Below are 24,237 nucleotides of genomic sequence, written 5' to 3' on the forward strand. Positions count from 1 at the left end.
TGAAAGATCCGCAAGGCCGCTACCGCGGTGCTCCCGGATCAGAAACCTCGGCGACCCCGAGGTTTTGTTTTTTGATGACGACGCATTAAGCTCGCCATCCCACCGGCCTGGTGGCAGAGTGGTCATGCAGCGGCCTGCAAAGCCGCGTACGCCGGTTCGATTCCGACCCAGGCCTCCATCCCTTCCCGATTGTTACTTCAAGCGCTGGCCGCCCGCCGCGTCATCGGGCATCCTGCGCGTTGGCCCGGATGGCGAAACTGGTATACGCAAGGGACTTAAAATCCCTCGGCCGCAAGGCCATGCGGGTTCGACCCCCGCTCCGGGCACCATATTGATTGCTTCCTGCCTATGGGAGCCCTGGGAAAGTGCAAGCTGACCCGGGTTTCTGGACCGGTGCAGTGAAGAATGCGCACCTGACCCGGGTCTCGCGAATGCACGCGGGTCAACGGGATCAAGTGAAATGCAGTCAAAAGCGTTCGGCGCTCGCCAAGGCAGGTTGAGTCCGCTGGCGATTGGTGCCGAACCGTTACGCATCTCTGGTGTCAGAAACAAGAACGCACCCAGCTGGTGGTGATTCATGGCCTTCGCACGCAGTACCTGGATCACTGGTCTTGCTATTGCCTTGTTTCTTGCAGGGGCGCTCCAGGTGCTGCTCGGAAGCATGGAAATTTCGCACACGAGGTCTGGGTCCACCCACGTAAGACTATCGTTTCTCAGAGCTATCCTTTCGGAATGTCGGGTCGAGAATTTGTTGCCGAACGAAATCCGGGAATGCGTGCGACTTGATGCAGTGGGAAAGAACCTGCCAGTTGGAGCTGAAGATTATTTCTTGACGGACTACTACGGCGAGCCGTTCATCCTTGAGCGAACCGACTCCTGCAATGATGAGTTCACTGGTATTTACTCAAAAGGGCCAAACCGGGTTGACGAATGCGGTGGTGGCGACGACATCCACTAGATCGTATGAATTGGGGACGTTGCTCATATGCCGTTCGATCTGAAATTTCTGGCATCAAGAAAGCTGCCAATGTCCGGCAAGAAATCGGCTCGAAAACCCAGGTCTCGTACGCATGGGACTCAAAATCCCTTGGCCGCAGGGTCATGCGGCTTCGATTCCCGCTCTGGCACCAGTTGATTGCTACACAGCGTAGTGAAGCTTGGGAAAGTGCAACCTGACCCGGGTTTCGGCTCGTCGCCGCTCTCCGTTCTGGCATGGCGCCTTGCACTGCTACACACTTCCCACTTGTTACCTGTGAAGAATCCGACAGATGATCCGAGAACGCCCCAGTCACGTCGCGCGGCTGAATAACGCGCTCAGCGAGCCAGCAATGCGGCTCATGGAAAATCACCAGCGACACAAGCACACAATGGAGCGTGTTAAGTCGTTGATTGATAGTCCATGGGAATACGAGGGCTCAGTCGTCGATGAGACTCGCGAAATCACGTTCCTCAGAGACTTCTTCAACAAATTTCAGGAGTGCATCCAGTCGTGTGAAACCCTGGACGTAGCGAGGGCGCTCGTAGCCCAGACACTCGATACAACACCATTGGAGCGCCTTGACACGGCGATTACGTTTTGGAGCGAATCGTTCCTCAATGAGGTGTATATTTTCCAGCTTCGAATGCTGGACCTCGTCACGTTCTTTGAACGCAAGTATTCAAAGGACCAAGATTTCGTCCCTGCGTTGGCTAAGCTTGTGCCAGAGCTAAGACAGCTCATCAGAGCGAGTCTCGGCGCAATGGTCACCGTCCGGGGCAACCACGTTCATCACCGCCGACATCGCAACACGGACCCGGAACTAGCTCGCCTTACGATGCTCACCGCCTGCATTGAGGGAATGGGCATCGAAGAACTCGCTGAGCAGCGCAAAAAAGCCGTCACGGAAGCGAAGGCGTGGTTGATGCGACAAGTCGATCACTACGGCAACACCAGCTGGACGCTGCTGGACGGTCTCTGCATGGTCTTGAACGAGGGAATTGTGACCGAAGACGGCACACTTATCGTTCCCGCGCCGAACCGCGACATGACACGCGGTGATGTCCAGCAAGGTCCCGCCGTCTCGGCGCCCCAAGAAGTGGTGCCTCCTGGTGATGGCCCAACAGCCGAGCCGGACTCAGAGGCTAGCTAGCCGGTGGGTGGCGTTGGTTGGCATCGCGCAGAAATCTGTCCGAACAAGGCGGTAGCTACGTGCGCGGCAAAAAGTTGTATCTTTCGACCTAGGAACGAATCCATTAGCGGGAGTGCTCATTGGTCACTTGCTGGAAATTACGACCTAAGTCGTTGGGCTCAATTGACTATCGCCCTGTCGGACAGCCATTGGGAAGCCCTTTGCTCACCAATTTGTGCGAGAGAATCCCATTCTATGTCCGCTTTGCATTGTCCGGGGGCCAGGGTAGACCCTAGCTATCGAACCAAAAGACCTTGGGGCGGCCAGTTCAAATGAACGAGGCGGGTGTAGCCAATTTGCTGTGGCCAGCTCGCGTTGAAACCGATTGACGACGCTCCAGTCAATTCACGATATGCCCGAGGATTGTCATGACAGAACACGAATACGCGCTGATCAACGGTGTCAACCGCTCAAAGGTAGGCCGATACATCGCGGCAGTAGCCGGCGGTCTCGCTGCGCTACTCGTTTTTCTGTTCCTCCTCATTGTCAATCTTGCCGGTTTCCTCGGTTGGAACGTGAATCTGCCACCAACAATTCTGTCACTAGCCGTAACAGGGTCGATCTATTTTGGCTTGTACTGGCTGTTCGATCGATTCGCGTGGCGCTGGAGGTGGCTATCAAGGCTGATCGGTGTGCCGGACCTATCCGGCGAGTGGTCCTGTAACGGGCAGACTACCGATGCCGATGGATCAGTCACTTACGAATGGGTGGCTACCGTCAGTATCGTACAGACATGGGACAAAGTTCGGGTCCGTCTCAAGACAGAGCAGTCAGGTTCGAACAGCATCAATGCTGCGCTTATTCATGACAGCGTCGATGGCTATAGGCTCATATACAACTACCGCAATGATCCACGCCCTGGTGAACCCGAACTGCGCACACACCATGGGTTTGCGGAACTGACGTTCAACGATGACCTAAGATCCGCTGAAGGCAACTACTTCAACGGCCACGGGCGCTACACATTTGGCCGAATGCAACTAACGAGAAAGTGATGGCACAGAATATCCGGCAACGACTGGAGCAGCTGCGCAGCAGGCGGCAAGGCACTGATCGAATCACGGAGCTTTCGGAGCAAGCGAGAATTGCTGTTCTCGCGGGAGACCAGATTCGTGAGGCTTGGCAGGATCGAGCGAGCGAGCAGCAACCTCACACACGGTGGGTGTTGGGCGCCATGCAGCGAGTCGACGATAACTACACGCGAATCAGTATCGAAACAGCCAAGCGAGTTGGAAATCAGCTGAAGCGATCACTAGACGCAGCTCAGCGCCAAGTGGATTTCCGGCTGCAAGGTTCTGTGCCGCTCGACGTTCACATCCGTGGAGTGAGTGATGTCGACCTACTGACAATCGACTGCGACTTTCGTACTTACGCTTTAGCTGGCCATAAGGCTCGCACCAACCAGTACGGACCGAGAAGTAGCAAGACATCAATCGATGTGCTTTCGTCTTTGCGCTCGCATTGCGAAAGAACGCTACGCGACGCTTTTCAAGCTGCAAAGGTGGACGCCAATGGCAGCAAGGCGATCAAGATCTCGGGAGGATCGCTTGCGCGACCTGTGGACGTTGTCCCTTCTCATTGGAACGACACAGTCGACTATCAATCGACGACTGCTGAGCACGATCGAGCAGTCACGATCTTGGACAAGTCCGTCCCAATGACCATTGACAACCTGCCCTTTAAGCATATCAAGCTGATCAAGGCTTCCTGTGACGTAGCAGCGGGTGGACTTCGTAAGTCGATTCGACTCTGCAAGCATGTCAAAGCAGACCTAGAACAGGAAGGCTCCAAGATCAGCCTTTCAAGCTTCGATATTGCATCAATCATGTATCACGCAGATTTGCAGATACTGGCTAGTGGTAGGTACTTTGAACTGGCGATTCTCACGGAGACACAGCGCCACTTAGATTATCTATATGGGAATCAGGATTATGCAAAGACGCTATTGGTACCTGATGGCACGCGTCGGATTTTCGACGCTTCCCATAAGTTTAGCGCCTTGCTGAGCCTTTCAGTGGACATGGATCGGCTGGTTCGAGAGGTGTGGAAAGAGCAGAGCCCAAACCGAAATGTGGAGTCTGGGATGCTAGCAGCCTATCGGGACTCACTGAAATCGGTAATTGTTCGGTAGCATAGTTGCTGGTGATCAATTCCAGGAAAACTTGGGTCAGGTTGCACTTGTCGACTCCATTCGCTGGCTGATGCTGAACCGCCCCGGCTTTCGTGGATCCTGCTCACCGGGAGTTGTGCTGCCACCGGGGCGCGGTCACTGGCGAGTGCCAGAGTTGTTGATGTCCATCCAGAACTGACCCACTTGGCGGGGTAATTTCCATCCAAAATTGACCCACCTGATTTCACTACCCTGATCATTTTGTGCTCAGGGGACTTCAGGAGTGATCACAGTGGGCATGTTGGCCAAGATTCGGCGGATGTACTTCCGCGACAAGCTGTCGTTGCGCGAGATTGCCAAGCGCAACGGTATCTCTCGCAATACCCTGAGGCGCTGGTTGCGCCAGGAAGACGTGACTGAACCGGTGTATCCGGCGCGGGTGACACCGAGCATCCTTGATCCTTACCGCGAGCAGCTTGAGGCGTGGCTGAGCGCCGACCGGCACCGGCCCAAGCGGGATCGACGCACCGCACGGGTGATGTTTCAACACTTGCAGGCACAAGGCTATCCGGGTGGGTATGGCCGGGTCGCGACCGCGGTCCGCCGTTGGCACGCCGAGGGCGGCGCCACGCGGCATCGTTCGGCGTTTGTGCCGTTGCGCTTTGAGCCGGGCGATGCATTCCAGTTCGACTGGAGTTGCGAGTACGCCGTCATCGGTGGCGTGCGCAGGCGCCTGGAGGTCGCTCACGCGAAGTTGGCCGCGAGCCGGGCCTTCCTGCTGGTCGCCTATCCGATGCAAAGCCACGAGATGCTGTTCGATGCGCATAGGCGCGCCTTTGCTGCGTTTGGTGGCGTGCCGCGTCGTGGCATCTACGACAACATGAAGACGGCGGTTGATCGGGTCGGCCGCGGCAAGGAACGCACGGTCAATGCGCGCTTCCTGGCCATGTGCGGGCACTACCTCTTCGAACCGGAGTTCTGCAATCGTGCCGCGGGTTGGGAGAAGGGTGTCGTCGAGAAGAACGTGCAGGATCGCCGCCGTCAGTTATGGACAGAAGCCGGCCAGCGGCACTGGCCGACGTTGGCCGATCTGAACGCCTGGCTGACGAGCGAGTGCCGTGCCGCCTGGGATGTCATGACCCATCCGGACTGCCCGGACCTCACGATCGCCGAGGTCTGGCAGAACGAGCAACCCCAGTTCATGCCCAACCCGGCGCCATTTGATGGCTACATCGAGCAGCCGGTCCGGGTCTCGGCCACGGCGCTGATCCACTTCCAGCGCAATCGCTACAGCGTGCCCACCGAAGCGGTCCACCGGGTCATCAGCCTGCATGTCTATCCCACCGAACTGGTGCTGGTGGCCGAGGGCAAGGTGCTGGCGCGACATGCCCGCTGCTTCGAGCGCTATCAGACTCACTACGACTGGCAACACTACATTCCGCTCGTGCAGCGCAAGCCGGGCGCACTGCGCGATGGCGCACCGTTTGCCGAGATGCCGGCACCATTACGCTCCCTGCAACATCATCTGTTGCGCCGACCTGGCGGTGACCGAGTCATGGCCCAAGTGCTTGCCGCCGTGCCGGTACACGGACTGGAGGCCGTGTTGGTGGCGGTGGAACTGGTGTTGGCATCCGGCGCACCGAATGGCGAACACGTCCTCAACGTGCTGGCACGACTGAGCGAACCGGTCCTGCCGCGGGAAAGTATCGCTACAACACTCACCTTGGCCCAAGAGCCTCAGGCCAACGTGAATCGCTACGACGCCCTGCGATCTGCGCAAGCCCAGGAGGTGCGTCATGGCCATTGAACTGATCGCGCGCCTGCGTCAGATGAAGTTGCACGGCATGGCCTCGGCCTGGCCGGAACTGGTGGCCAAAGCCCGCCAGCGCGAACTGGATCCGGAGCACTGGCTCGCGGAGTTGCTTGCCGCCGAGGGTGCCGAACGGGAAGTGAAGAGCCAAGCCAATCAGATGAAGGCAGCGCGCTTCCCGGCACACCGGGATCTGGTCGGCTTCGACTTCACCGAGGCCCACGTCGACGAAGCGCTGGTGCGTCGCCTGCATGAATGTGCGTTCCTGGACAGCGCGCAGAACGTGGTGCTGATCGGTGGCCCGGGATCAGGCAAGACTCATCTGGCCACCGCTATCGGTATCGAAGCCATCCAGCACCATCATCGTCGCGTGCGCTTCCTGTCGACCGTTGAGCTGGTCAACACACTGGAACAAGAGAAGGCCGCGGGTCGCCAGGGCAAGATCGCCCAGCGATTGAGCTATGCCGATCTGGTCATCCTCGATGAACTCGGCTACCTGCCATTTAGTCAGGCAGGCGGTGCCTTGCTATTCCACTTGCTCTCAACCCTGTACGAACGCACCAGCGTCATCATCACCACCAACCTGAGCTTCACCGAATGGGCCAGCGTGTTCGGCGATGCCAAGATGACCACTGCCTTGCTCGACCGACTGACCCATCACTGCCATATCGTGGAGACCGGAAACGAATCCTGGCGATTCAAGAACAGTTCCGCAGCTACCACACCGCGAAGGCGAAGCAGTCCATCCAAAACAGGAGAGAAGAAGACAAACCAGAACGACTTATCCACAACCGAGTAGCTACACTACGCAAACCGAGGGTGGGTCAGTTTTCGATGAAAACCCCGGGTCAGTTTTGCGTGGAAATCAACACCTGGCGTCAGGAGAGAATCGAATTCGAACCAGTCGGCGCTCTGCTCCATAAACCCTCCCCAAAAATTGAATCCGTGGGACAATTGTGGGACACAGGATCCTAGAATCACCAACATTTGGCAATTGAAGCCAATACGCAACCTATTGAAATCAGTAGCGTTCAGCAACTCTCATCGACACATGAGCCCGACTTAAAATCCCTCTGCCGCAAGGCCATGCGTGTTCGATTCCCGCTCCGGGCACCACATCGTTTGCTGCATCGCTATCCAGAGCTTGGAAAAGCTCAATCTGGCCCGGATTCGGCAATCTTTCATGAGCGCTTTCTGATCCCGGTCCTTCAGCGCCCCGCAGCTCGGATATCCTGTCGTTCGCAAGCCTCTTCGAATCCTTTGGAGACCCGAGTGAACCCCCTGGATCTGATTCGCGCCTACTACGATGCCTTCAACCGTCGCGATCACGTGGCGATGCTGGCCCTGATGACCGACGACGTCGTACACGATCTCAACCAGGGTGATCGCGAAAAGGGACGCGACGCATTCCGTGCCTTTCTTGCACGCATGGATCGCTGCTACGGGGAGCGGCTTGAAGACATAGTGGCGATGGCCAGCGATGACGGCTCGCGCGCTGCAGCCGAGTACATGGTGCATGGGACTTACCAGTCCACTGACGAGGGCCTGCCCGAGGCAACGGGTCAGCGCTACGTGCTTGCCGGTGGTGCGTTCTTCGAGATTCGTGGTGGCCGGATCGCGAGAGTCAGCAACTACTACAACCTGGCCGACTGGCTGGCGCAGGTTTCGGCGGGCTGCTGAATTGGCGACCGATCAGCACGTGCTCACTCTGCGTGGCCGCGAGATTGTCGACTGGCTGCCTGCCGTGGCACGTCTGCGCATCGCGGTATTCCGCGACTATCCGTATCTGTATGACGGAGACGTGGCCTATGAGGAGCGTTACCTTGCCAGCTTTGCGCAGGCACCTGACAGCGTGCTGGTACTGGTGCTGTCCGGCGAGCAGGTGGTCGGGGCCTCGACCGGGCTTCCGCTGGCGAATACCGAACCCGGGTTCCAGGCGCCGTTCCACGAGCGCGGAATGCCGGTCGACGAAGTCTTCTATTGCGCCGAATCCGTCCTCCTGCCCGACTATCGCGGTCTGGGCTTCGGCCATCGATTCTTTGACGAACGCGAAGCCCATGCGCGCGCACTAGGCACAGTCAGATGGACATCTTTTGCTGCGGTCGACCGCGACGTGGGGGATCCTCGACGCCCGTCGGATTACCGCGGCAATGACTTGTTCTGGACCCGACGCGGCTATGTTCGGCAACCCGCCATGAGCATGCGGCTGGCCTGGAAGCAGATCGGCGAAGCGAGAGAAACCGAGCAGTTCCTGACGTTCTGGATGCGCAAACTCGAAGCAGTGGAGTAGGGGCCGGGCTCGCCTGGCTGAAACCCGCGACGGCTTGCAGCGCTACTCCAGCATGCCGCGGAATCATCGGCTTGTGCGAAGATGGGTCGAGCGTTTCCAGGGTGGTCAAGTCGCAACGCATGCCGCACATCCTTCTCTGTCATCGGAGTCCCAAATGATCTTGTCGATTCGCGTGCTCTGCACCATTGCCTGTCTAATTCCGCTGCATGCGATCGCGGATGACTCGTCTCGCGAGACCGGTCTGGAGACCCGCATCGCTGCGATGGGAAACATCGGCCGGGCGAGTGATCCACAGTATTCGCCGGATGGCAGCGAGATTGCCTTCATCACGACGCTCAGCGGAACGGCACAAGGGTGGCGAATACCGGCAAACGGGGGATATCCGCAGCCGCTGACTGCCTATTCGGACACGGTCTCGGGTCTTCGCTGGGCGCCGGATGGCAAACACCTCGCGTATGCGGTATCGCCGGGGGGCGGCTATAACGCGAAGTTGTACCTGGCCACGCCGGATGGCGTGGACGTCGTGCGCATGAATGAAGGCGAACACAATGTCTTCAGCGGCGACTTCGCCAGCGATGGCCGTTACTACTTCTCATCCAATGCGCGCAGCGGCGAAAGCATGGATACCTGGATCTGGAACCCCGCGACCGGCAAGGCCGGGCTGGCCATCGAGATGCAGGGTCTGGGCGGGATCAGCGACTTGTCGGGCCAGCAGGCGCTGGTATGGCGACTGGTCACGCGAGGCAACTCGAACCTCTGGCTGGACGATCTGGACACGGGAAAATCGATCCTGCTGACGCCGCACAAGGGCGTGGCGGAATCGAGCGGGAAGTTTGGCACCGATACATCGATCGTCCTGCTCCGCCACAACCTCGGTCGGGACCGCATGGAGTTCGCGCGTATCGATATCGGCAAGAACGGCAAGCCCTCAAAACCGAAAATGCTGGCTGCACGTGATGACGCCGAACTTGAGGATTTCGAACTCAGCGATGACAAGTCGACCGCGCTGCTGGTCTGGAATGTTGCCGGTCGAAACGAACTTGAGCTGATCGACATCGAGAGCGGCAAGCGTCATCCACTTCCTGCAGCCCCTTCGGAGCTTCTGTACAGCGCGGACTTCGCGCCGGATGGCAAGAAGATCGCCATGACCCTGGCCGGTTCGACCGCGCCTCCCGATCTCTGGCAGTTCGATCTGGCCAGCGAAAAGTACACGCGCCTGACCTGGAGTCCGCACAATGGCGTGGACATGGCTGCGCTGGTGCGGCCCGAACTCCGCACCTTCAAGGCGCACGACGGTCTGGAGTTGTCGGGTTGGCTGTACCTGCCCGAAGGGTTCAAGGCCCCCGGGCCGGTTGTACTGAGCTTTCATGGTGGCCCGGAAGGACAGGAGCAACCGGCGTTCCGCGCCGACTACCAGGCCCTCGTGGCCAGCGGCATGGCCGTGTTCGCACCCAACATCCGCGGCTCGTCGGGTTTCGGCAAGGCGTTCATGTCGCTGGACAACCACGAAGGCCGCTTCGATGCCAATCGCGACATCAAGTCCACAGCTGATTTCCTGATCGAGGCCGGCATCGGCGCCAAGGGCCGGTTGGGCATCATGGGCGGCTCCTACGGCGGCTATGTGGTGCTGGTCGCCGTTACCGAGTTTCCCGATACTTTCGCCGCCGGAGCGGACCTGTTCGGCATGGTCAATTTCGAGACCTTCTTTGCCCAGTCGACACCGTGGATGGGTGCAATCTCGACCGGCGAATACGGCGATCCCAAGACCCAACTCAAGCTGCTGCGTGATCTGTCTCCGATCCACAAGCTCGATCGCGTGGTCACGCCCCTGCTGGTGATGCATGGCGCCAACGATACGAATGTCCCCGTGGTGGAAGCGGAGCAGGTGGTCGACAACCTCAAGAAACGCGGCGTCGAGGTGGAGTACATCCTGTTCCCGGACGAAGGTCACGGATGGAGAAAGCAGGTCAATCGAGTGCGTTCGACACTCGAGCTGACGCGCTTCTTTCGCACGCATCTGGTGACGGAAGTGGCCACTGCATCGGACTAGGTGCGACGACAGGATCATCCAGGTGTCTCGTCTCGGAACGCGCTCTGTCTTGAACCGGGAAAGTGGATTCCGTGCGCGGCACCGGATTTGTCTGCTCGATGCTCCAGTCTCCATCAGGCATCCATCGATCCCCGAATAGCCAGGCGTGCGCAAATGAATGAGCCCATTGTCATTGTCGGTGGTGGCGCAGGCGGACTCGAGCTGGCCTGCAAGCTGGGTCGAAAGCTCGGGCCGGGCAGGGTCACCCTGATCGACCATCGGCTGTTCCATGTCTGGAAACCCTCCTTGCACGAAGTCGCGGCCGGCACCCTGGACATCCACCAGGAAGGGTTGTCCTACCTGATGCTGGCTCACGACAACGGCTTTGATTTTGTGTACGGGCCGATGGTCGGGCTGGATGCGCAGGCACAGCAGGTGATCGTGGGCGCCGTAACCGACGCGCAGGGCGATGTGGTCGTCGAGGAACGTCGAATTCGCTATGGCGATCTGGTTATTGCGGTGGGCAGCACGGCCCGGTACTTCGGCATTCCTGGTGCAAGCGAGCATTCGCTTGCGCTCAACAGTCCCGACGATGCGGAGCGCTTCCGCCTGGCGTTGCTCAAGCGCATGACCCTGCTGGACGCGGAAAAGGCGAAAGACCCTGCCGCCAGCCTGGACATCGTCATTATCGGAGGGGGCGCCACCGGCATCGAGCTCGCAGCCGAGTTGCGCGAGGCCTGCAGGGTGCACGCCAACTATGGGCTGCGTCACTTGAATCCGGACAGCGATGTTCGGCTCACCCTGCTCGAAGGTGCGCCACGCATCCTGATGCCCTTGCCCGAATCCCTCGCGACCTCGGCGGCCGACCTGCTCGCGCAGCGACATGTTCGCGTGGTCACGGACTGCCAGGTGGCGCGCGTGGAATCCGATGTCGTGATCGATGCCGCAGGCAACCGCTATCCGGCTGACTTGTGCGTGTGGGCCGCGGGCATCCAGGCGCCGCGGTTTCTTTCCACGCTGGGTTTGCCGGTGACTCCCGGTGAGCAATTGAAGGTGACGCCCAGGCTGCTTGTGGAGGGACAACACGACATCTGGGCGCTGGGCGACTGCGCGAGCTGTCCGGACGCCGAGGGCAGAACCGTGCCGCCACGCGCCCAGGCCGCCCACCAGCAGGCCGACTATCTGGTCGATACCTTCCTGCGCCGCGAACGGGGCAAGCCGGAAGCGACTGCACCCTTCGTCTACAAGGATCACGGCTCGCTGGTGTCGCTCGGCACCCGCAGCACGGTCGGCAGCCTCATGGGCTCGCTGTTCAAGAAAAGCTGGTTCATCGAAGGGCTGTTTGCCCGTTACATGTATGCAAGCCTGCACCTGATGCATCACCAGGCCGTCCTCGGCACCTTGCGAACGGCGGTGCTGGCGCTGGCACGATTCCTGGTCAAGCGTGCCAAGCCGCTGGTCAAGTTGCATTGAGGTCAATGCGCGCGCTCTGAAACGTGGTGGCTGTCGAGCTGCGAAGTCGTCTCGGAAAGAGCGTTCTGGAATCAGCCGGAGCTGCCTTGACATGCCTCCGCCAGTTGGCTGGGCGAATCACCAACTTCCGAAGAGCAGGGTGCTCGATGCGGGATCGCGCCTGGCCCCCGCCGCGCAGAGCGACTAGGCTTTGCCAATGCGAAGCGAGCAACGCAAGCCGGGCGAAGTCGGGATGCCACCCGCGGTGGGGTGGGTTCGCCGCGTGCTGTCGGGGCTGCCGTCGGCGTTGGCGGATCTGACTACGGCCGGGACCTGCATTGCCGCCTGGTGGGCACCCGAGTTGTTGCCGGACAACCTGCTGCGCGCAACCGCAGTGATCATGATCATCGAATTCCTCAGCATTCACGGCATGATCATGGTGCCGGTGCTGACCGTCTTGATCGGCGAGCGTTGGCCGCGTGTCGCACTTGGACTTGTCCTGCTGCTCTATTTTGGCTCTGCCGCAGGTGTCAGCCTTGCCGTGGATACGTGGTGGCCGACACTGTTCTTCGGCTGGCTGCTGCTATCGCGCTATGTCTTGCCGCAGTGGAATCTCGGCGGCAACGACGAGCATCTGGATATCGGAAAACTCTGGATCGTCTCGACCTTGTTGTGGCTGGGGCTGGTGTTCGTGACCGTGCTGTTGCCGGTGCCTTCCTTCGGCTGGGATGCCGCAACGATCGGAAGGCTCGGTCTGCCCGGCTCGGGTATCTGGGTTGAACAGCCACAACGCCTGCTGGCCTTCGCCAGTAGCTACTTCCTGCTCCTTGCGGTGTTCAAGTTGTGCGCGACCCCTGAGCCACCCGACACCCGGGACAAGCGCAAGCGCGACAAGTGGGGCGCCGTGCTGCGCTCCGGAAAGAAGTAGCGCATGCACGCATCCAGCGCCATTGCGGTGTGCAGTCGAGACGCGCACCATTTGTCCTTTGCACAACGTTGAATGCAAGGACTCGACTGGCAATGTCACCGGGCGACAAGAAACTTGAGTTCAGGGCGACATTGCTTCGCCCGGCAGATCCGGGCGATTACCCGCCTTGGGCATTCGTCGTTCTTCCCAGGCAGGCCAGCGCAAAACTGCCAAGGAGGGGAAGAACAACCGTGCAGGGGACCCTTGACGGTCAGGGCTTTCAGGCGACGCTCGAACCGGATGGGCAGTTGAGTCATTGGCTGCGGGTCGAGGATGCGTTGTTCAAGGCTGCAGGCGTCAAGATTGGCGACGCCGTCAGGTTCGAGATCATTCCGGTCGAGAACGAGCCAGAACCGGCGGTTCCCGCAGACTTTCAGAAGGCTCTGGATGCATCCCCCGAAGCCCGGTCGGTCTGGAATGACACCACGACCATCGCGCGTCTGGACTGGATACACTGGATTGTTTCCGCAAGGCAGGCCAGGACCCGGGTCAAGCGAATCGCAGAAGCCTGCGACAAGCTTGCATCCGGGCAGCGCAGGGTTTGCTGTTTCGATCCGTCCGGCTACTACAGCAAGGCGCTAAGCGCCCCGAAGGCGGCGGACCATTGATTCGCCCGAGCATTGCCGCTAAAGCCGGTTCCTGCGGTGCAAGGCTATAAGCAGGATATTCGCAGGAGCCTGCTTCGGTGGTGAAGCCTTTCGCATGCGTCTGTTGCAGGAGCGTGACTCAGCTTTGATGCATTCGATTGCGATCCGAAGCAGAACCTCACGGCGAAGGGCGATTCCTGCGCTGCTGAGTGATTCTGCTCCCGTCGTGAGAGGGGCTTCTGAAGGCTGAGGTTCGAGATGGATCAGGCGCTCCTGTCGGGTCCACCGAGGGGTGTGCTTCCCGAGCGGGTCGGAAGTCTGGCGATTGCCTTGATTCCAGAGTTTCCAGATGATTCTGGTGAAGACGGGGAAGATTGATACCGCCACGGTCGAGGCGGCCAGAAGCGGCTGGCCCGCATATGACTGTCGGGTCCATTGGTGTGGTGAATACAAGGGACTCGTTCCACCCCGTGGCAAACGGACGCAGGTGCGGCTTGATTGACCTTGATCAATCGATTCGTTGCGCGTGCAGCAAGAATGGCTTCTATCTTTCCAACGGAGCCAACCATGAAACGCCTTTCAGCTCTCGCACTTGCCTTGCTCGTCAGCGGACTCCCACTTGCCCACGCCGAACAGCCCGTTGACTGGCAGGCAGGCGATTGGCAAATGAAGTTCGGTCTGGGCATTGTCGATCCCACCTCAGGAAATGGCAGTCTTGCCAACGGTGCCCTGTCGACCGACGTCGGCAGTGGTGTGAGTCCAACCATCACGGTCGAGTATCGCGTCACGCAGAACTTCGGCATCGAATTGCTTGCCGCCCTGCCGTTTTCGCATGACGTGGACCTCAACGGCGTTGAAGCCTTGTCGACCAAGCAGCTGCCACCCACCCTTTCCGCGCAGTGGCATTTCCCCACGGCATCGCGCCTGGATCCGTTCATCGGCATCGGCATCAACTTCACGCGCTTTTTCTCGATCGAGGAAAAGGGGCCGCTGGAAGGAACCAGCGTCGACCTTGGCGACTCCTGGGGCCCGGCCTTGCATGTCGGGGTGGACTACGCGTTCAACGATCATTGGTCGATGACCGGAGACATTCGCTGGATCGGCATTTCCAGTGACGTCAAGGTCGACGGCGTGGATGTCGGAACGGTGGATATCGACCCACTGGTATATGGACTGGCGGTCGGCTACCGCTTCTGATCCGACTCGTCAGGAAAAAGCATTCCTGACACGGAAGTTCGTGATGGTACTCAATCGGGATGGAACATCGCGGGGTGAGCGCTCTGGCGCTCAAAATGACGGATTCGTGCCGCTCGCGATCCCGGAATGTCATTGCGCCTCGGGTGATTGATTCACGCGTCGGGTGAAGGGTCAGTGCACGGCCCTGATCCCGACCGCGATCGGCGCCTGCATGTGCAGATCGGGCCGTCCATCTGTCCGCGACCGGCAACACCCGTTCATCCGCAGACTTCGCTGCGTATCGCTCGGGACTGACGCAGCGATTTCCTATGTTGGATCGACAGGACGCCAGTCCGCGGCGCCTGTCTTGCAGACGTCATCGAAGTGACGTTTTCGAATGGTGAACTGCGCCCCAGGATTATTACTGCCTCGGGAGCACGCATGACTCTTCACCCATTTCGATTCACGGCGCTGGCCGTGTCACTGGGTTGCGCACTGGCCTTGCCGGTAGCCGCGCAATCTCTGGACCTGATCAAGCGCGGAACGTATTCATCCGGCGTAACGGCCGGCTCCGAGATTGTCGCTTTCGATGCGGGCACGCAGCGTCTGTTCGTCACCAATGGCGCGACCGGGGCGGTCGACGTGATCGACGCCTCGAACGTGGATGCGCCGGCCTTGCTTTTCAGCATTGACATCAGCGCGTTCGGCAGCACGGTCACCAGTGTCGCGGTCAAGGACGGCCTGGTTGCGGTAGCCATTCCGAATGCCTCGAGCGTGGCACCCGGTGTCATCGCGTTCTTCGACACGGACGGCCAGTTCCTGCGCGTTGCAAGCGCCGGCGTGCTGCCGGACAACGTGGTGTTCAGTCCAGACGGGTTGTCCGTGCTGGCTGCAAACGAGGGCGAGCCGGTTGGCGAGGAAGGCGAGCCTGATTTTGTCGATCCACGCGGGTCGATCACCCTGGTCGATCTTGCCGAAGGCATCAACAAGGCCGTCGCCTACCAGATCGGTCTGACCGATTTCGATGGCCGTGAAGAAGAGTTGCGCGCGCGAGGCGTGCGCATCTTCCCGGGCCGCTCGGCAAGCCGTGACCTCGAACCCGAATACGTCGCGGTTTCGCCCGACAACTCACAGGCGTTTGTTTCGCTGCAGGAAGCGAATGCATTTGCGGTCATTGATATCGCCTCGCGTCAGGTGCTCGATATCGTGGCTGCCGGACTCAAGAATCATGCGCGCGGATTGCCACGGGTCGAGACCTACAATTTCCCGACCTTGCCGGTGCTCGGCACCACGGCGGGCGGGCAGGATATCCGCCTCGGCGGTTTCTCGGCGCTCTGGTTCGAGGGAATCGACGGGCCTACCGGAAAGTTGCGCTTTGCCACCGTGCCGGATCGCGGTCCGAATGGCGAGCCGAGCAACGTCGATGGCGATCCAGCGCTGGAACGCCCATTCGCGCTGCCGGACTATCAGCCTCGCATTGCCCGGTTCATGTTCAATCCAGCGAATGGCCAGATCGAGCTTGGAAGTCCGCTGATGTTGACGCGGGCAGATGGCACGTCGCCGATGACCGGCCTGCCCAACATCGCCGGCGTCGATGAGGAGCCGGTCGATCTGTTCGGCAATGTGCTGGACTACGATCCGCTCGGCGCCGATCTTGAAGGCCTGGTCATCGATGGCAGCGGCAACTACTGGATGGTCGACGAATATCGACCGGCGATCTATCAGTTCAGTCCGGCCGGAGCCTTGCTCGCACGTTACGTGCCCGCCGGAACGGCAGCACTCGGCGGCCAACCGGTGGGTACCTATGGCTTGGAGACGCTGCCGGCCGAATACAGCACGCGGCGCGCCAATCGCGGTTTCGAAGGCATGGCGCTGGATACCGATGCAGGCATCCTCTATGCGTTTATCCAGACGCCGCTGGCCAACCCGAACCGGGCCGCGAGCGATGCCTCGAAGGTGATCCGCATGCTGGGTATCGACCCGACGGATGGCCAGGTAGTTGCCGAGTATGTCTATCTGATCGACAAGGTGCCCTTTCGCGAGCAGAACACCGACAAGATCGGCGATGCGGTGTACGCCGGGAACGGACAGTTCTACATCGTCGAGCGTGATGATTCGGTCGAGCGCAGCGGCAAGAAGATGCTGTTCGAGTTCAACCTGATCGGGGCCACCAATCTGCGTGGGCCGATGGCGCCGGCCCTGTTGCCGGGGCTCACCCTTGAACAGCACACGCCGGAACAGCTGGTCCAGGCCGGCATCCATGCGGTGGCCAAGATCAAGGTCGCCAACCTGCCCTCCATCGGCTACTTCGAAGGCGACAAGCTCGAAGGTATCGCCATCCTCGGCAACGGCGAACTGGCCCTGCTCAACGACAACGATTTCGGCGTTGCTCCCGAGCAATTGCCGAATCCACCGAATGGAACGGTACCGCTCGATCCCGAACCGACACCGATCCAGCTTGGTCTTGTGCGATTCGACATTGGCAGCGGGCTTGATGCCTCCGATCGCGATGGTCCGGCAATCAACATCACCAACTGGCCGGTCTTCGGTATGCACATGCCTGATACGGTAGCGGCGTTCGCCGACGGCAACGGTGAAACTTTCTACGCCAGCGCGGGCGAGGGCGACGACCGCGGCGAGGATGCACGAATCGGCAGCGGCGGCGTGATTCTCGATCCGGCCGTGTTCCCGAATGCGGCCGCCCTGAAGGACAACGCTGCAATCGGTCGACTCGGCATCTCCACCCTCGATGGCGATCTCGATGGTGACGGCGATCATGATCGTCTGCAGGTCTATGGCAGCCGGTCGATGGCGGTTTGGGACAAGTTCGGCAATCTTGTCTATGACAGCGGCGACCTGATCGAGCTGATCACGGCACAGCAGTATCCGAATGACTTCAACTCGGAAAACGAAGAGAATCAGTCCCTCGAATCGCGCAGCGACAACAAGGGTCCCGAGCCGGAAGCACTGGCCGTGGGTACGGCCAGCGATGGGCGCACCTATGCCTTCGTCGGCCTTGAGCGCATTGGCGGGATTGTGGTTTTCGATGTCACCGATCCGTATGCCGTGCAAATGATGGGCTATGCGAACAATCGCAACTTTGCTGTCACGATCGACCTTGATGGCGATCCGGCCGGTGCCGGTGATCTCGGCCCCGAAGGCATCCGCTTCATCCCGGCCAGCGAAAGCCCCACTGGGGATTCGATGATCGCCGTAGCCAACGAGATCAGCGGAACGACCACCTTGTACTCGATGTCAGCGGTGCTGTTCCGCAACGGATTCGATTGACCGACCCTGTGGCAGCCCATGTCGAATGCGAACGCGCCGGATCGCCGGCGCGTTCGCGGCTGGGTTCCTGCAATCGACGGCAGGGTTGCGCAAACACCGACCGGCGCGAACGAAATGCTGAATGGATCCGCATCGATGGCCAAAGTGGTCTCCTCCAGGAAAGCCGCCATGAACCTTCAGGGTTTGATCGTTCTTGCGACGTTTCTCACGCTCGGCCTGGCCGACGCTGCCGGTACACAGCTGCGGCCGCCAGATGTTTCCGAACGGCAAGCGTTTGAAGTCGTGCATGGCTGGCCCGAGTTGCCCGAGGGACGCATCCATGCGCAATGGAAGAGCGCGGTCATTGGTCGTCCCTATGCAATCGCCATTGCACCAAACGACAGGCATTGATTGCCGATGGTGGCGAGCCGCCGGACCATCCACCTGATCGATCCGGCGTGGGCGTAGTGAAACTTGATGGAACTCCGGTCGAACGCTTTGGCCGATGGGGCAACTATGACGGCCAGTTCCGCATGGCACACGATGTTGCCGTGGGCAAGGATGGCGCGGTGTATGTCGGCGACATCGGCGGCGGGCGGGTGCAGAAATTTGTTGCCGGAAAGTAGGTCGTATTTGTCGGGGAATGTTTTCCTGTCCTGTGATCAGCCCTCGACATGGGCCTTGAGGCGTCCCAGTGCCTGATCCCACTGGCGTGCAACGACATCCATGTAGGCGGTCGCGTCATGCAGGCATTGCGGGTTGAGCGCGTAGAGGCTTTCGCGTCCCGATTTTCTGCTGCTGACGACGCCCGCTTCTTCGAGCACGCGCAGATGCTTGGTGATGGCCTGGCGGGTAAGGGCGGTTCCCTGTGACAGTTCGCTGATCGAGCATTGCGAACCGTCACAGAGGCGCGCTACCAGGCCGAGTCGGGTCGTGTCGCCGAGTGCCGCGAAGACGTTCGCGGCCTCGGGCGTCCTGGCTTCCAGCTTCTTCAGTGCGCTATTCGGCATGACGCTTGATGTTTTTCAACTGCGCTTCCCAGCCCCCCGTATTCATGCGCAGGGCTTCAGGGCGGCGACCTTCGGGAATCCTGTCGAAACCCGACTCGACCACCTTGAGCAGGGTGCCGCTGGCGCTGGGTTTGAGGGTGAATTCGACGAGGGTCGGTTCTTCCTTCGAGTAGTCGGTATCAGGCTCGACGGCGTAGGGATGCCAGGTGTATGCAAACCTTCGCTCGGGCTCGATGAGCGTCACCGTGGCCTCCCATTTCACGTGCTCGTAGCCGGGCACGGTGATCTGTCCGCGGCTGAGTTCGCCTTGCCTGAATGGACCGTCGATTCTCACCCGGAACCACTCGCCGAATTCCTTGTGGTCGGTCAATGCCTTCCAGACGCGTGAAACGGGAGCGCTGATTTCGATTTCTTTCGTGATCGTGTTGGTCATATGCTACCTCCTGGTTGCATATCAGGATTCCACACGCGCGCTGAAAAGGCAACCATTTAGTTGCATTTTCCCGATGCTTGGCACTGGAGGCCGAGCGGAGCCCCGTCAGCGATAGTCCCGATGGCAGTCGTCGCAGGCGTTCTTGAGCTCGATCAGGGCCTCTGCGCGCTGCGGGCAGGGAGTATCGCCGGCCTTGTAGATGGCCTTTCTGAAGTTTTCCACATACTGCTTGAAAACCCGATCCGGTTTCTGACCTGCCGGCATGGCAATCTCGATGTCTCCCGCCATCATGGCCAGCTTGCTCATCGCATAGCGGTCTTCTTCGCATTGCAGCCTGTCGGCGGCGGCACTGGCCATGCCCAGTTCGTGTTTCATGACATTCATCAAAGCCTTGGGGTAGGGATCCCTGCGGTTGAGGATATTCGCCGCCGTGGTGGCGACAAGGGCGCCGACGAGGAGGCCGACCAGAAGGCAGACGAGATAGCGCATGCAGGGTTTTTCCAGGCAGTGATTGGAGAATGGTAACGACTTGGCCGGCGTTTTGTACCTGCGGAGCACTCGATCGCATGCTAATCTCCCGCGCCGCATGAATACCCGCATCGACAACAACGCCGTGATCGACGAACGATTCCGTGGCCTGGACCGGCTCTACGGTCAGGGCAGCAGTGCGCGCCTGGCTGGCAAGCGTGTCTGCATCGTCGGCATCGGTGGGGTCGGCTCCTGGGTCGTCGAAGCGCTGGCCCGCAGCGCCGTCGGAAACCTGGCACTGATCGACGCGGACGAGGTCTGTGTCAGCAATACCAATCGTCAGCTGCATGCGCTCGACGGCCAGTTCGGTCGGACCAAGGTCGAGGTCATGGCCGAGCGCGCGCGCGCGATCAATCCATCGATCCGGATCGAGACGTTCGCCGAATTTCTGACCCCGGCGAATCTGCAGTCGCTGCTGGACCGCGACTTCGACCTGGTCATCGACTGCTGTGATGCGTTTCGTGTCAAGGTCGAGATGATCGCGTGGTGTCGACGGCGCAAGTTGCCGCTGATCGTCAGCGGTTCGGCCGGTGGCCGCGTCGATCCGACCCTGGTCCGCGTTCGGGATCTTTCGCGCACCGAACACGATGCCATGCTTGCACTGATCCGCAAGAAGTTGCGCGAGGAGTTCCGCTTTCCGCGCGGACCGAAGCGCTACTTCGGTGTACAGGCCATTTATTCGCTGGAGAACGTGCGCTATCCGCAAGCGGATGGCAGCGTTTGCGGCCTTCGTCCGGAGAGCGGGGAAGGTGGGCTCAAGCTCGATTGTGGAGGCGGACTCGGCGCCGCAACGCACGTGACCGCGACTTTCGCTTTTGTTGCTGTTGCCGCTGCCATCCAGAAGTTGCTGGCGAAAGAGGGCTCGGAGCGGACTCCAGGTACCCGCTGAGCGTCTCGCCTCATGTCAGGCCGAACAGTCGCTCGGCATTGATTGTCGTGATTCGCGCAGTCTGTTCGTCGCTTTCCTTGCGCAATCCTGCAACGACGGAAAGGACCTCGCGCAATCGGGCGGGCTCGTTGCGCTCACCCTGGTGGCCTGACAGCGGCTGATCCGGCGAATCGGTTTCCAGCAGCAGGAATTCGTCAGGCATGTCGGCAACCAGTTCGCGCAGTCGGCGCGCGCGCGGGTAGGTCACGGGTCCGCCGATACCGAGCATGAAATCGAGCTTGTAGAAGGCCTCGGCCTGCTGGGTGCTGCCGGAAAAACTGTGAATCACGCCGCGCAGCTTGCCGACACGTCGAATGCAGGCGGCTACCTCGTCGAAGGCGCGGCGGGCATGAACCACGACGGGCAGGTCGTAGTGTCTGGCCAGCTCCAGCTGGCGCTTGAAGTAGCGCATCTGCTCATCGTGATCGAGCTCCTCGACGTAGTAGTCCAGGCCGCATTCGCCGATCGCGACCGGGTTTTCCCGTTCGATGATGGCCACCAGCGCGTCGAGGTGTTCGGGGCGGTGCTCCTCCAGATACATGGGATGCAGGCCGTACGCGGGATACAGGCCTGCCTTGGCCGCACACAGTTCGCCGAGCTTCGCCCAGCCTGATCGGGCAATGGCCGGCACGATCTGTCGATCGACACCAGCGTGAGCGGCACGGCTCAATACCGCGTCGCGATCGGCATCGAAGGCCTCGGTGTCGATGTGGCTGTGGCTGTCGATCAGCATGGGCGTGGCATGAGGCGCGCCGGGTCGCTAGCGAACCACCAGCCAGGCGGCGAGACCGAGGAACATGCCGAGGCTGACTATGTCGGTCGCCTTGGTCAGGAAGATGCTCGAGGCCGTGGCCGGATCGGCGCCAAACCTGCGCAGGACCTGAGGTACGCCGGCACCCACCAGACCTGCGATACCGCAGCTGCCGGCCATGGCCAGCCAGGTGATCACGGCCAGCAACACGGCGTCGCTGTTGCCCTGATTGCGGGCCAGCAGATACATCGCAGCACCACCCAGAACGCCGGTCAGGGATCCGTTGACCATGCCGAGCCAGGACTCCTTGCCGATCAGGCGCCATCCCTTTCCGGGTTTGAGATCGCCAAATGTCATTCCGCGCAGGGTGACGGCCAGCGCCTGGCAACCGGTGTTGTTGCACTGGTCGGAGAGTACGGGCAGGAAAACCGCGAGGAGCACGATCTGGTTGATGGTGTCCTGGAACAGGCCGACAACCGCCGCCGTCGCAAACGTGGCCACGAGATTCAATTGCAGCCAGGGATGACGAAACCGCAGGCTGCGCATCCAGGAGGTGCTCAGGCGTTCTTCCTTCTCGACACCGACCATGGAGCCGGCCTGCGCGCTGATTTCGAATGCCTGCTCCTCGAATACGACGGAGCCGCGAACCACGCCAATGAGCCTGCCGTCGACATCGCATACCGGGTAGACCGGGTAGTGGCGGCGGACGACTTCGCGCATCGCATCGACCACGTCGGTTTCGGGTCGCAGCGAAAACGGATGCGGCACCATGATTTCCTCGAGGCGCTGGTCGGGTCGTGCGAAAACCAGCTCGCGAAAGGTCACCACGCCAACCAGATGGTGGTTGGCATCGACCACGAAGACATAGGTAACCAGGGTTCTCGATGCGACCGGTCGCAGCCGTTCCAGCGCGTGGGCAACCTGGACGTCGGGATTGAAGGATTCCGGAGCGGGTTCCATCAGGCGGCCGACCGAGCCCTCGGGCCAGTTGCGGCTGGATTGCCATTGCTCGCTGGCGCCCTGGCCGGCAGCGAAGGCGATCCGGCTGCGGCGTTCCGGTCCGAAGCGGTCGAGGATGGCAAGTCCACGTCCCGGGCCCATTGCATGCAGCAACGCGGCGATTGATTCGTCAGGCTGGGCACTCAGGCGGCGAGCCGCCGCTTCCGCATCCATGTTTCGCAAATCGTCGAGTTGCGTGACTTGTTCGTGCATAAGGGTTCTTTCCCGGACTGCGCGCGATGCTAACCCATGCCCGTTGCGGAGGACAGGAAGGGCACCCGGGTGGCAGAGGCGAACGCGGCAAACAAAACGCAACGTTCAGCCTCGTCGCGAACATTGAGCCTGGGTTCATGTGTGAATGACATGCTTGCAACGGAGCGCAAGCAAATCTTCCAACAGCGCGTACCAGGAGTTGATTTCATGTCATTTCGAACTGCATTAGCGATTCTGTCGATGCTCGCCATGGTGGCCTGCGCGCCCGTGCAGCCGCGCGGCTATGGCGGCGGCTATGCGCCTGCCAATGGCGGGGGAGAATCGGGCACGGTGATGAATATCCAGTCCATCGGCCAGAGGAATACGACCTCCGGCGGAGGCGCCGTGCTAGGCGCGGTCATTGGCGGTGCGCTTGGAAACCAGGTCGGCAAGGGTGACGGGCGAACCGCGGCGACCATTGCCGGCGCCGTCGCGGGTGGCGTGATCGGCAATAACGTCGAACGCCGCAACAACCAGTATCGCACCGTCTATCGCATTCTCGTGCGCATGGACCGCTCCGGACGTACCTACACCTTCGAGCAACCGGACGCATACGGGCTTCGTCGAGGCGACCCCGTCTATATCGACAACGGATACGTCGTGCCCGGTTGGTAGCAATGGCGTCGGCCATCAGGTGCTGAAACGAAAGAAGCCGGCCATTGGCCGGCTTCCTGCTTTCTGCTTTTCACATTCGCTATCGAGTCAGTTGATGTTGTAGAAGCTGTGAGCACCAATGACCGCGACCGGATGGCCCTTGCTCCACGCCGGCGATGCGTGTTCGCCAGCTACGAAATGGCTGGCGTCGGGCACGACGAATTCGCGCTGATCGGCCGGAAGCTCCCACATCTGCATGGCATGATCGGCAACCAGCCAGGCCTTCTTCCAGGCTTCCGGGTTGCGCAACATGTAATTCTTGTTGGTTGTGGAAATAGCGAATTGCAGTCGTGCATTGACGACATCGCAAACGCTGTCACCCCAACGGCCATCTTCACGACGCCGCATGGCGACTTCTGCCACTGCCGCTTGCCCCAGCTGGGATTCGCTGCGGGCCTCCAGATAAACCATGGCGGCCAGGCACGTTCGATCGGCCTCATGCGCCGGCATAACGGATGCCAGCCATAGTAACCATGCCAATTTCATTGTCGCATTCTCCTGCAAACCTGGCTGCCGGATTCGCGCACGGTCGCATCTGCAATGGGATGCCGAAACCGAACGCTTGAACTCTCAGCCATCCGATGCCGACTGGAACTCAGTTCGGACACCACGATGCGCAGGCGGTTCCGGTTGCGAATTGATGAATTCGTTACCACCGCACTGCATTAGTTGGAATGAACCGGCGCTCGTCTGCTGCGCCTTCTAATCCGGGCCTAGTCGTCTGCCTGTCGCGGCGGTCGCACTGACTCGGTGTTTCGTATCTCTCTCAACGATGACTGAACGGAATCTGGATCATCAAAACTGAAAGTTGCGGGCGGGCATGAAC

The 24,237-nt window shown here is 60.3% G+C and carries 24 protein-coding genes and 2 tRNA genes; 20 read left to right on the plus strand and 6 right to left on the minus strand.

Features of this window, described 5'->3' with window-relative positions; all coding sequences use genetic code 11:
* The first annotated feature begins 104 nt into the window (after positions 1-104).
* The 18 genes from R3F00_RS14380 to R3F00_RS14465 all read left to right on the plus strand — a co-directional run bounded on the left by R3F00_RS14380 (position 105) and on the right by R3F00_RS14465 (position 18,482).
* Positions 105-178: transfer RNA gene (locus tag R3F00_RS14380), tRNA-Cys, on the plus strand.
* Positions 179-242: 64 nt separating this feature from the next.
* Positions 243-329 (plus strand) — tRNA-Leu (locus R3F00_RS14385).
* 248 nt (positions 330-577) lie between these two features.
* Positions 578-958, plus strand: coding sequence for a hypothetical protein (locus R3F00_RS14390; protein WP_371282491.1), 381 nt, complete (start codon positions 578-580; stop codon positions 956-958).
* A gap of 310 nt (positions 959-1,268) precedes the next feature.
* A complete protein-coding gene (locus R3F00_RS14395; protein WP_371282492.1) occupies positions 1,269-2,129 on the plus strand; it encodes a hypothetical protein in 861 nt (286 codons plus the stop codon).
* Positions 2,130-2,536: 407 nt separating this feature from the next.
* Positions 2,537-3,163 (plus strand): hypothetical protein, encoded by a 627-nt coding sequence (locus R3F00_RS14400; protein ID WP_371282493.1) that lies wholly within the window; start codon positions 2,537-2,539, stop codon positions 3,161-3,163.
* Positions 3,163-4,299, plus strand: coding sequence for a hypothetical protein (locus tag R3F00_RS14405; protein WP_371282494.1), 1,137 nt, complete (start codon positions 3,163-3,165; stop codon positions 4,297-4,299). The genes R3F00_RS14400 and R3F00_RS14405 overlap by 1 nt, the downstream gene beginning before the upstream one ends.
* A 277-nt stretch (positions 4,300-4,576) precedes the next feature.
* Positions 4,577-6,085: an IS21 family transposase gene (gene istA / locus R3F00_RS14410; RefSeq protein ID WP_371282495.1), complete on the plus strand. Its 1,509-nt coding sequence runs from the start codon at positions 4,577-4,579 to the stop codon at positions 6,083-6,085.
* On the plus strand, positions 6,075-6,887 hold the full coding sequence (gene istB / locus R3F00_RS14415; RefSeq protein ID WP_371282496.1) for an IS21-like element helper ATPase IstB: 813 nt from the start codon (positions 6,075-6,077) through the stop codon (positions 6,885-6,887). The genes istA and istB overlap by 11 nt, the downstream gene beginning before the upstream one ends.
* Before the next feature lie 473 nt (positions 6,888-7,360).
* A complete protein-coding gene (locus tag R3F00_RS14420) occupies positions 7,361-7,768 on the plus strand; it encodes a ketosteroid isomerase-related protein (RefSeq protein WP_371282497.1) in 408 nt (135 codons plus the stop codon).
* A 1-nt stretch (position 7,769) separates the two neighbouring features.
* Positions 7,770-8,378: a GNAT family acetyltransferase gene (locus R3F00_RS14425; RefSeq protein ID WP_371282498.1), complete on the plus strand. Its 609-nt coding sequence runs from the start codon at positions 7,770-7,772 to the stop codon at positions 8,376-8,378.
* Between the two features lie 154 nt (positions 8,379-8,532).
* Positions 8,533-10,428, plus strand: a complete 1,896-nt coding sequence (locus R3F00_RS14430) for a prolyl oligopeptidase family serine peptidase (protein ID WP_371282499.1) — start codon at positions 8,533-8,535, stop codon at positions 10,426-10,428.
* 153 nt (positions 10,429-10,581) lie between these two features.
* On the plus strand, positions 10,582-11,880 hold the full coding sequence (locus R3F00_RS14435; protein ID WP_371282500.1) for an NAD(P)/FAD-dependent oxidoreductase: 1,299 nt from the start codon (positions 10,582-10,584) through the stop codon (positions 11,878-11,880).
* Positions 11,881-12,076: 196 nt separating this feature from the next.
* The gene (locus R3F00_RS14440) at positions 12,077-12,787 is read left to right on the plus strand and encodes a hypothetical protein (protein WP_371282501.1); all 711 of its coding nucleotides are present in this window, start codon (positions 12,077-12,079) and stop codon (positions 12,785-12,787) included.
* A 92-nt stretch (positions 12,788-12,879) separates the two neighbouring features.
* Positions 12,880-13,434, plus strand: coding sequence for a YdeI/OmpD-associated family protein (locus R3F00_RS14445; protein ID WP_371282502.1), 555 nt, complete (start codon positions 12,880-12,882; stop codon positions 13,432-13,434).
* A gap of 546 nt (positions 13,435-13,980) precedes the next feature.
* On the plus strand, positions 13,981-14,610 hold the full coding sequence (locus R3F00_RS14450; RefSeq protein ID WP_371282503.1) for an OmpW family protein: 630 nt from the start codon (positions 13,981-13,983) through the stop codon (positions 14,608-14,610).
* Positions 14,611-15,030: 420 nt separating this feature from the next.
* Positions 15,031-17,877 (plus strand): esterase-like activity of phytase family protein, encoded by a 2,847-nt coding sequence (locus R3F00_RS14455; RefSeq protein WP_371282504.1) that lies wholly within the window; start codon positions 15,031-15,033, stop codon positions 17,875-17,877.
* Positions 17,878-17,895: 18 nt separating this feature from the next.
* Positions 17,896-18,267, plus strand: a complete 372-nt coding sequence (locus R3F00_RS14460; protein WP_371282505.1) for a hypothetical protein — start codon at positions 17,896-17,898, stop codon at positions 18,265-18,267.
* A 56-nt stretch (positions 18,268-18,323) separates the two neighbouring features.
* Positions 18,324-18,482: a hypothetical protein gene (locus tag R3F00_RS14465; protein WP_371282506.1), complete on the plus strand. Its 159-nt coding sequence runs from the start codon at positions 18,324-18,326 to the stop codon at positions 18,480-18,482.
* Between the two features lie 36 nt (positions 18,483-18,518).
* Here the strand turns inward: R3F00_RS14465 and R3F00_RS14470 are convergent, their stop codons facing one another.
* From R3F00_RS14470 to R3F00_RS14480, 3 genes are all read right to left on the minus strand, one after another.
* On the minus strand, positions 18,519-18,866 hold the full coding sequence (locus R3F00_RS14470) for an ArsR/SmtB family transcription factor (RefSeq protein ID WP_371282507.1): 348 nt from the start codon (positions 18,864-18,866) through the stop codon (positions 18,519-18,521).
* Complete coding sequence (locus R3F00_RS14475) at positions 18,856-19,299, minus strand: SRPBCC family protein (RefSeq protein WP_371282508.1); 444 nt, start codon at positions 19,297-19,299, stop codon at positions 18,856-18,858. The genes R3F00_RS14470 and R3F00_RS14475 overlap by 11 nt, the downstream gene beginning before the upstream one ends.
* 105 nt (positions 19,300-19,404) lie before the next feature.
* Entirely contained in the window at positions 19,405-19,788 is a 384-nt protein-coding gene (locus R3F00_RS14480) for a hypothetical protein (protein ID WP_371282509.1), read from the minus strand.
* 97 nt (positions 19,789-19,885) lie between these two features.
* On the opposite strand from R3F00_RS14480, the gene R3F00_RS14485 reads away from it, so the two are divergent.
* On the plus strand, positions 19,886-20,716 hold the full coding sequence (locus R3F00_RS14485) for a ThiF family adenylyltransferase (protein ID WP_371282510.1): 831 nt from the start codon (positions 19,886-19,888) through the stop codon (positions 20,714-20,716).
* Between the two features lie 10 nt (positions 20,717-20,726).
* Here R3F00_RS14485 and R3F00_RS14490 read toward each other — a convergent pair whose 3' ends face one another.
* Both R3F00_RS14490 and R3F00_RS14495 read right to left on the minus strand, forming a co-directional pair.
* Positions 20,727-21,488, minus strand: a complete 762-nt coding sequence (locus tag R3F00_RS14490; protein WP_371282511.1) for a TatD family hydrolase — start codon at positions 21,486-21,488, stop codon at positions 20,727-20,729.
* Between the two features lie 27 nt (positions 21,489-21,515).
* A complete protein-coding gene (locus R3F00_RS14495) occupies positions 21,516-22,718 on the minus strand; it encodes a magnesium transporter (RefSeq protein ID WP_371282512.1) in 1,203 nt (400 codons plus the stop codon).
* Between the two features lie 207 nt (positions 22,719-22,925).
* On the opposite strand from R3F00_RS14495, the gene R3F00_RS14500 reads away from it, so the two are divergent.
* Positions 22,926-23,372, plus strand: a complete 447-nt coding sequence (locus R3F00_RS14500) for a glycine zipper 2TM domain-containing protein (RefSeq protein ID WP_371282513.1) — start codon at positions 22,926-22,928, stop codon at positions 23,370-23,372.
* Positions 23,373-23,459: 87 nt separating this feature from the next.
* Here R3F00_RS14500 and R3F00_RS14505 read toward each other — a convergent pair whose 3' ends face one another.
* Positions 23,460-23,897 (minus strand): cell wall hydrolase, encoded by a 438-nt coding sequence (locus R3F00_RS14505; RefSeq protein ID WP_371282514.1) that lies wholly within the window; start codon positions 23,895-23,897, stop codon positions 23,460-23,462.
* Positions 23,898-24,237: the final 340 nt, after the last annotated feature.

The organism is Dokdonella sp., assembly GCF_041395345.1.
Taxonomy (GTDB): domain Bacteria; phylum Pseudomonadota; class Gammaproteobacteria; order Xanthomonadales; family Rhodanobacteraceae; genus Dokdonella.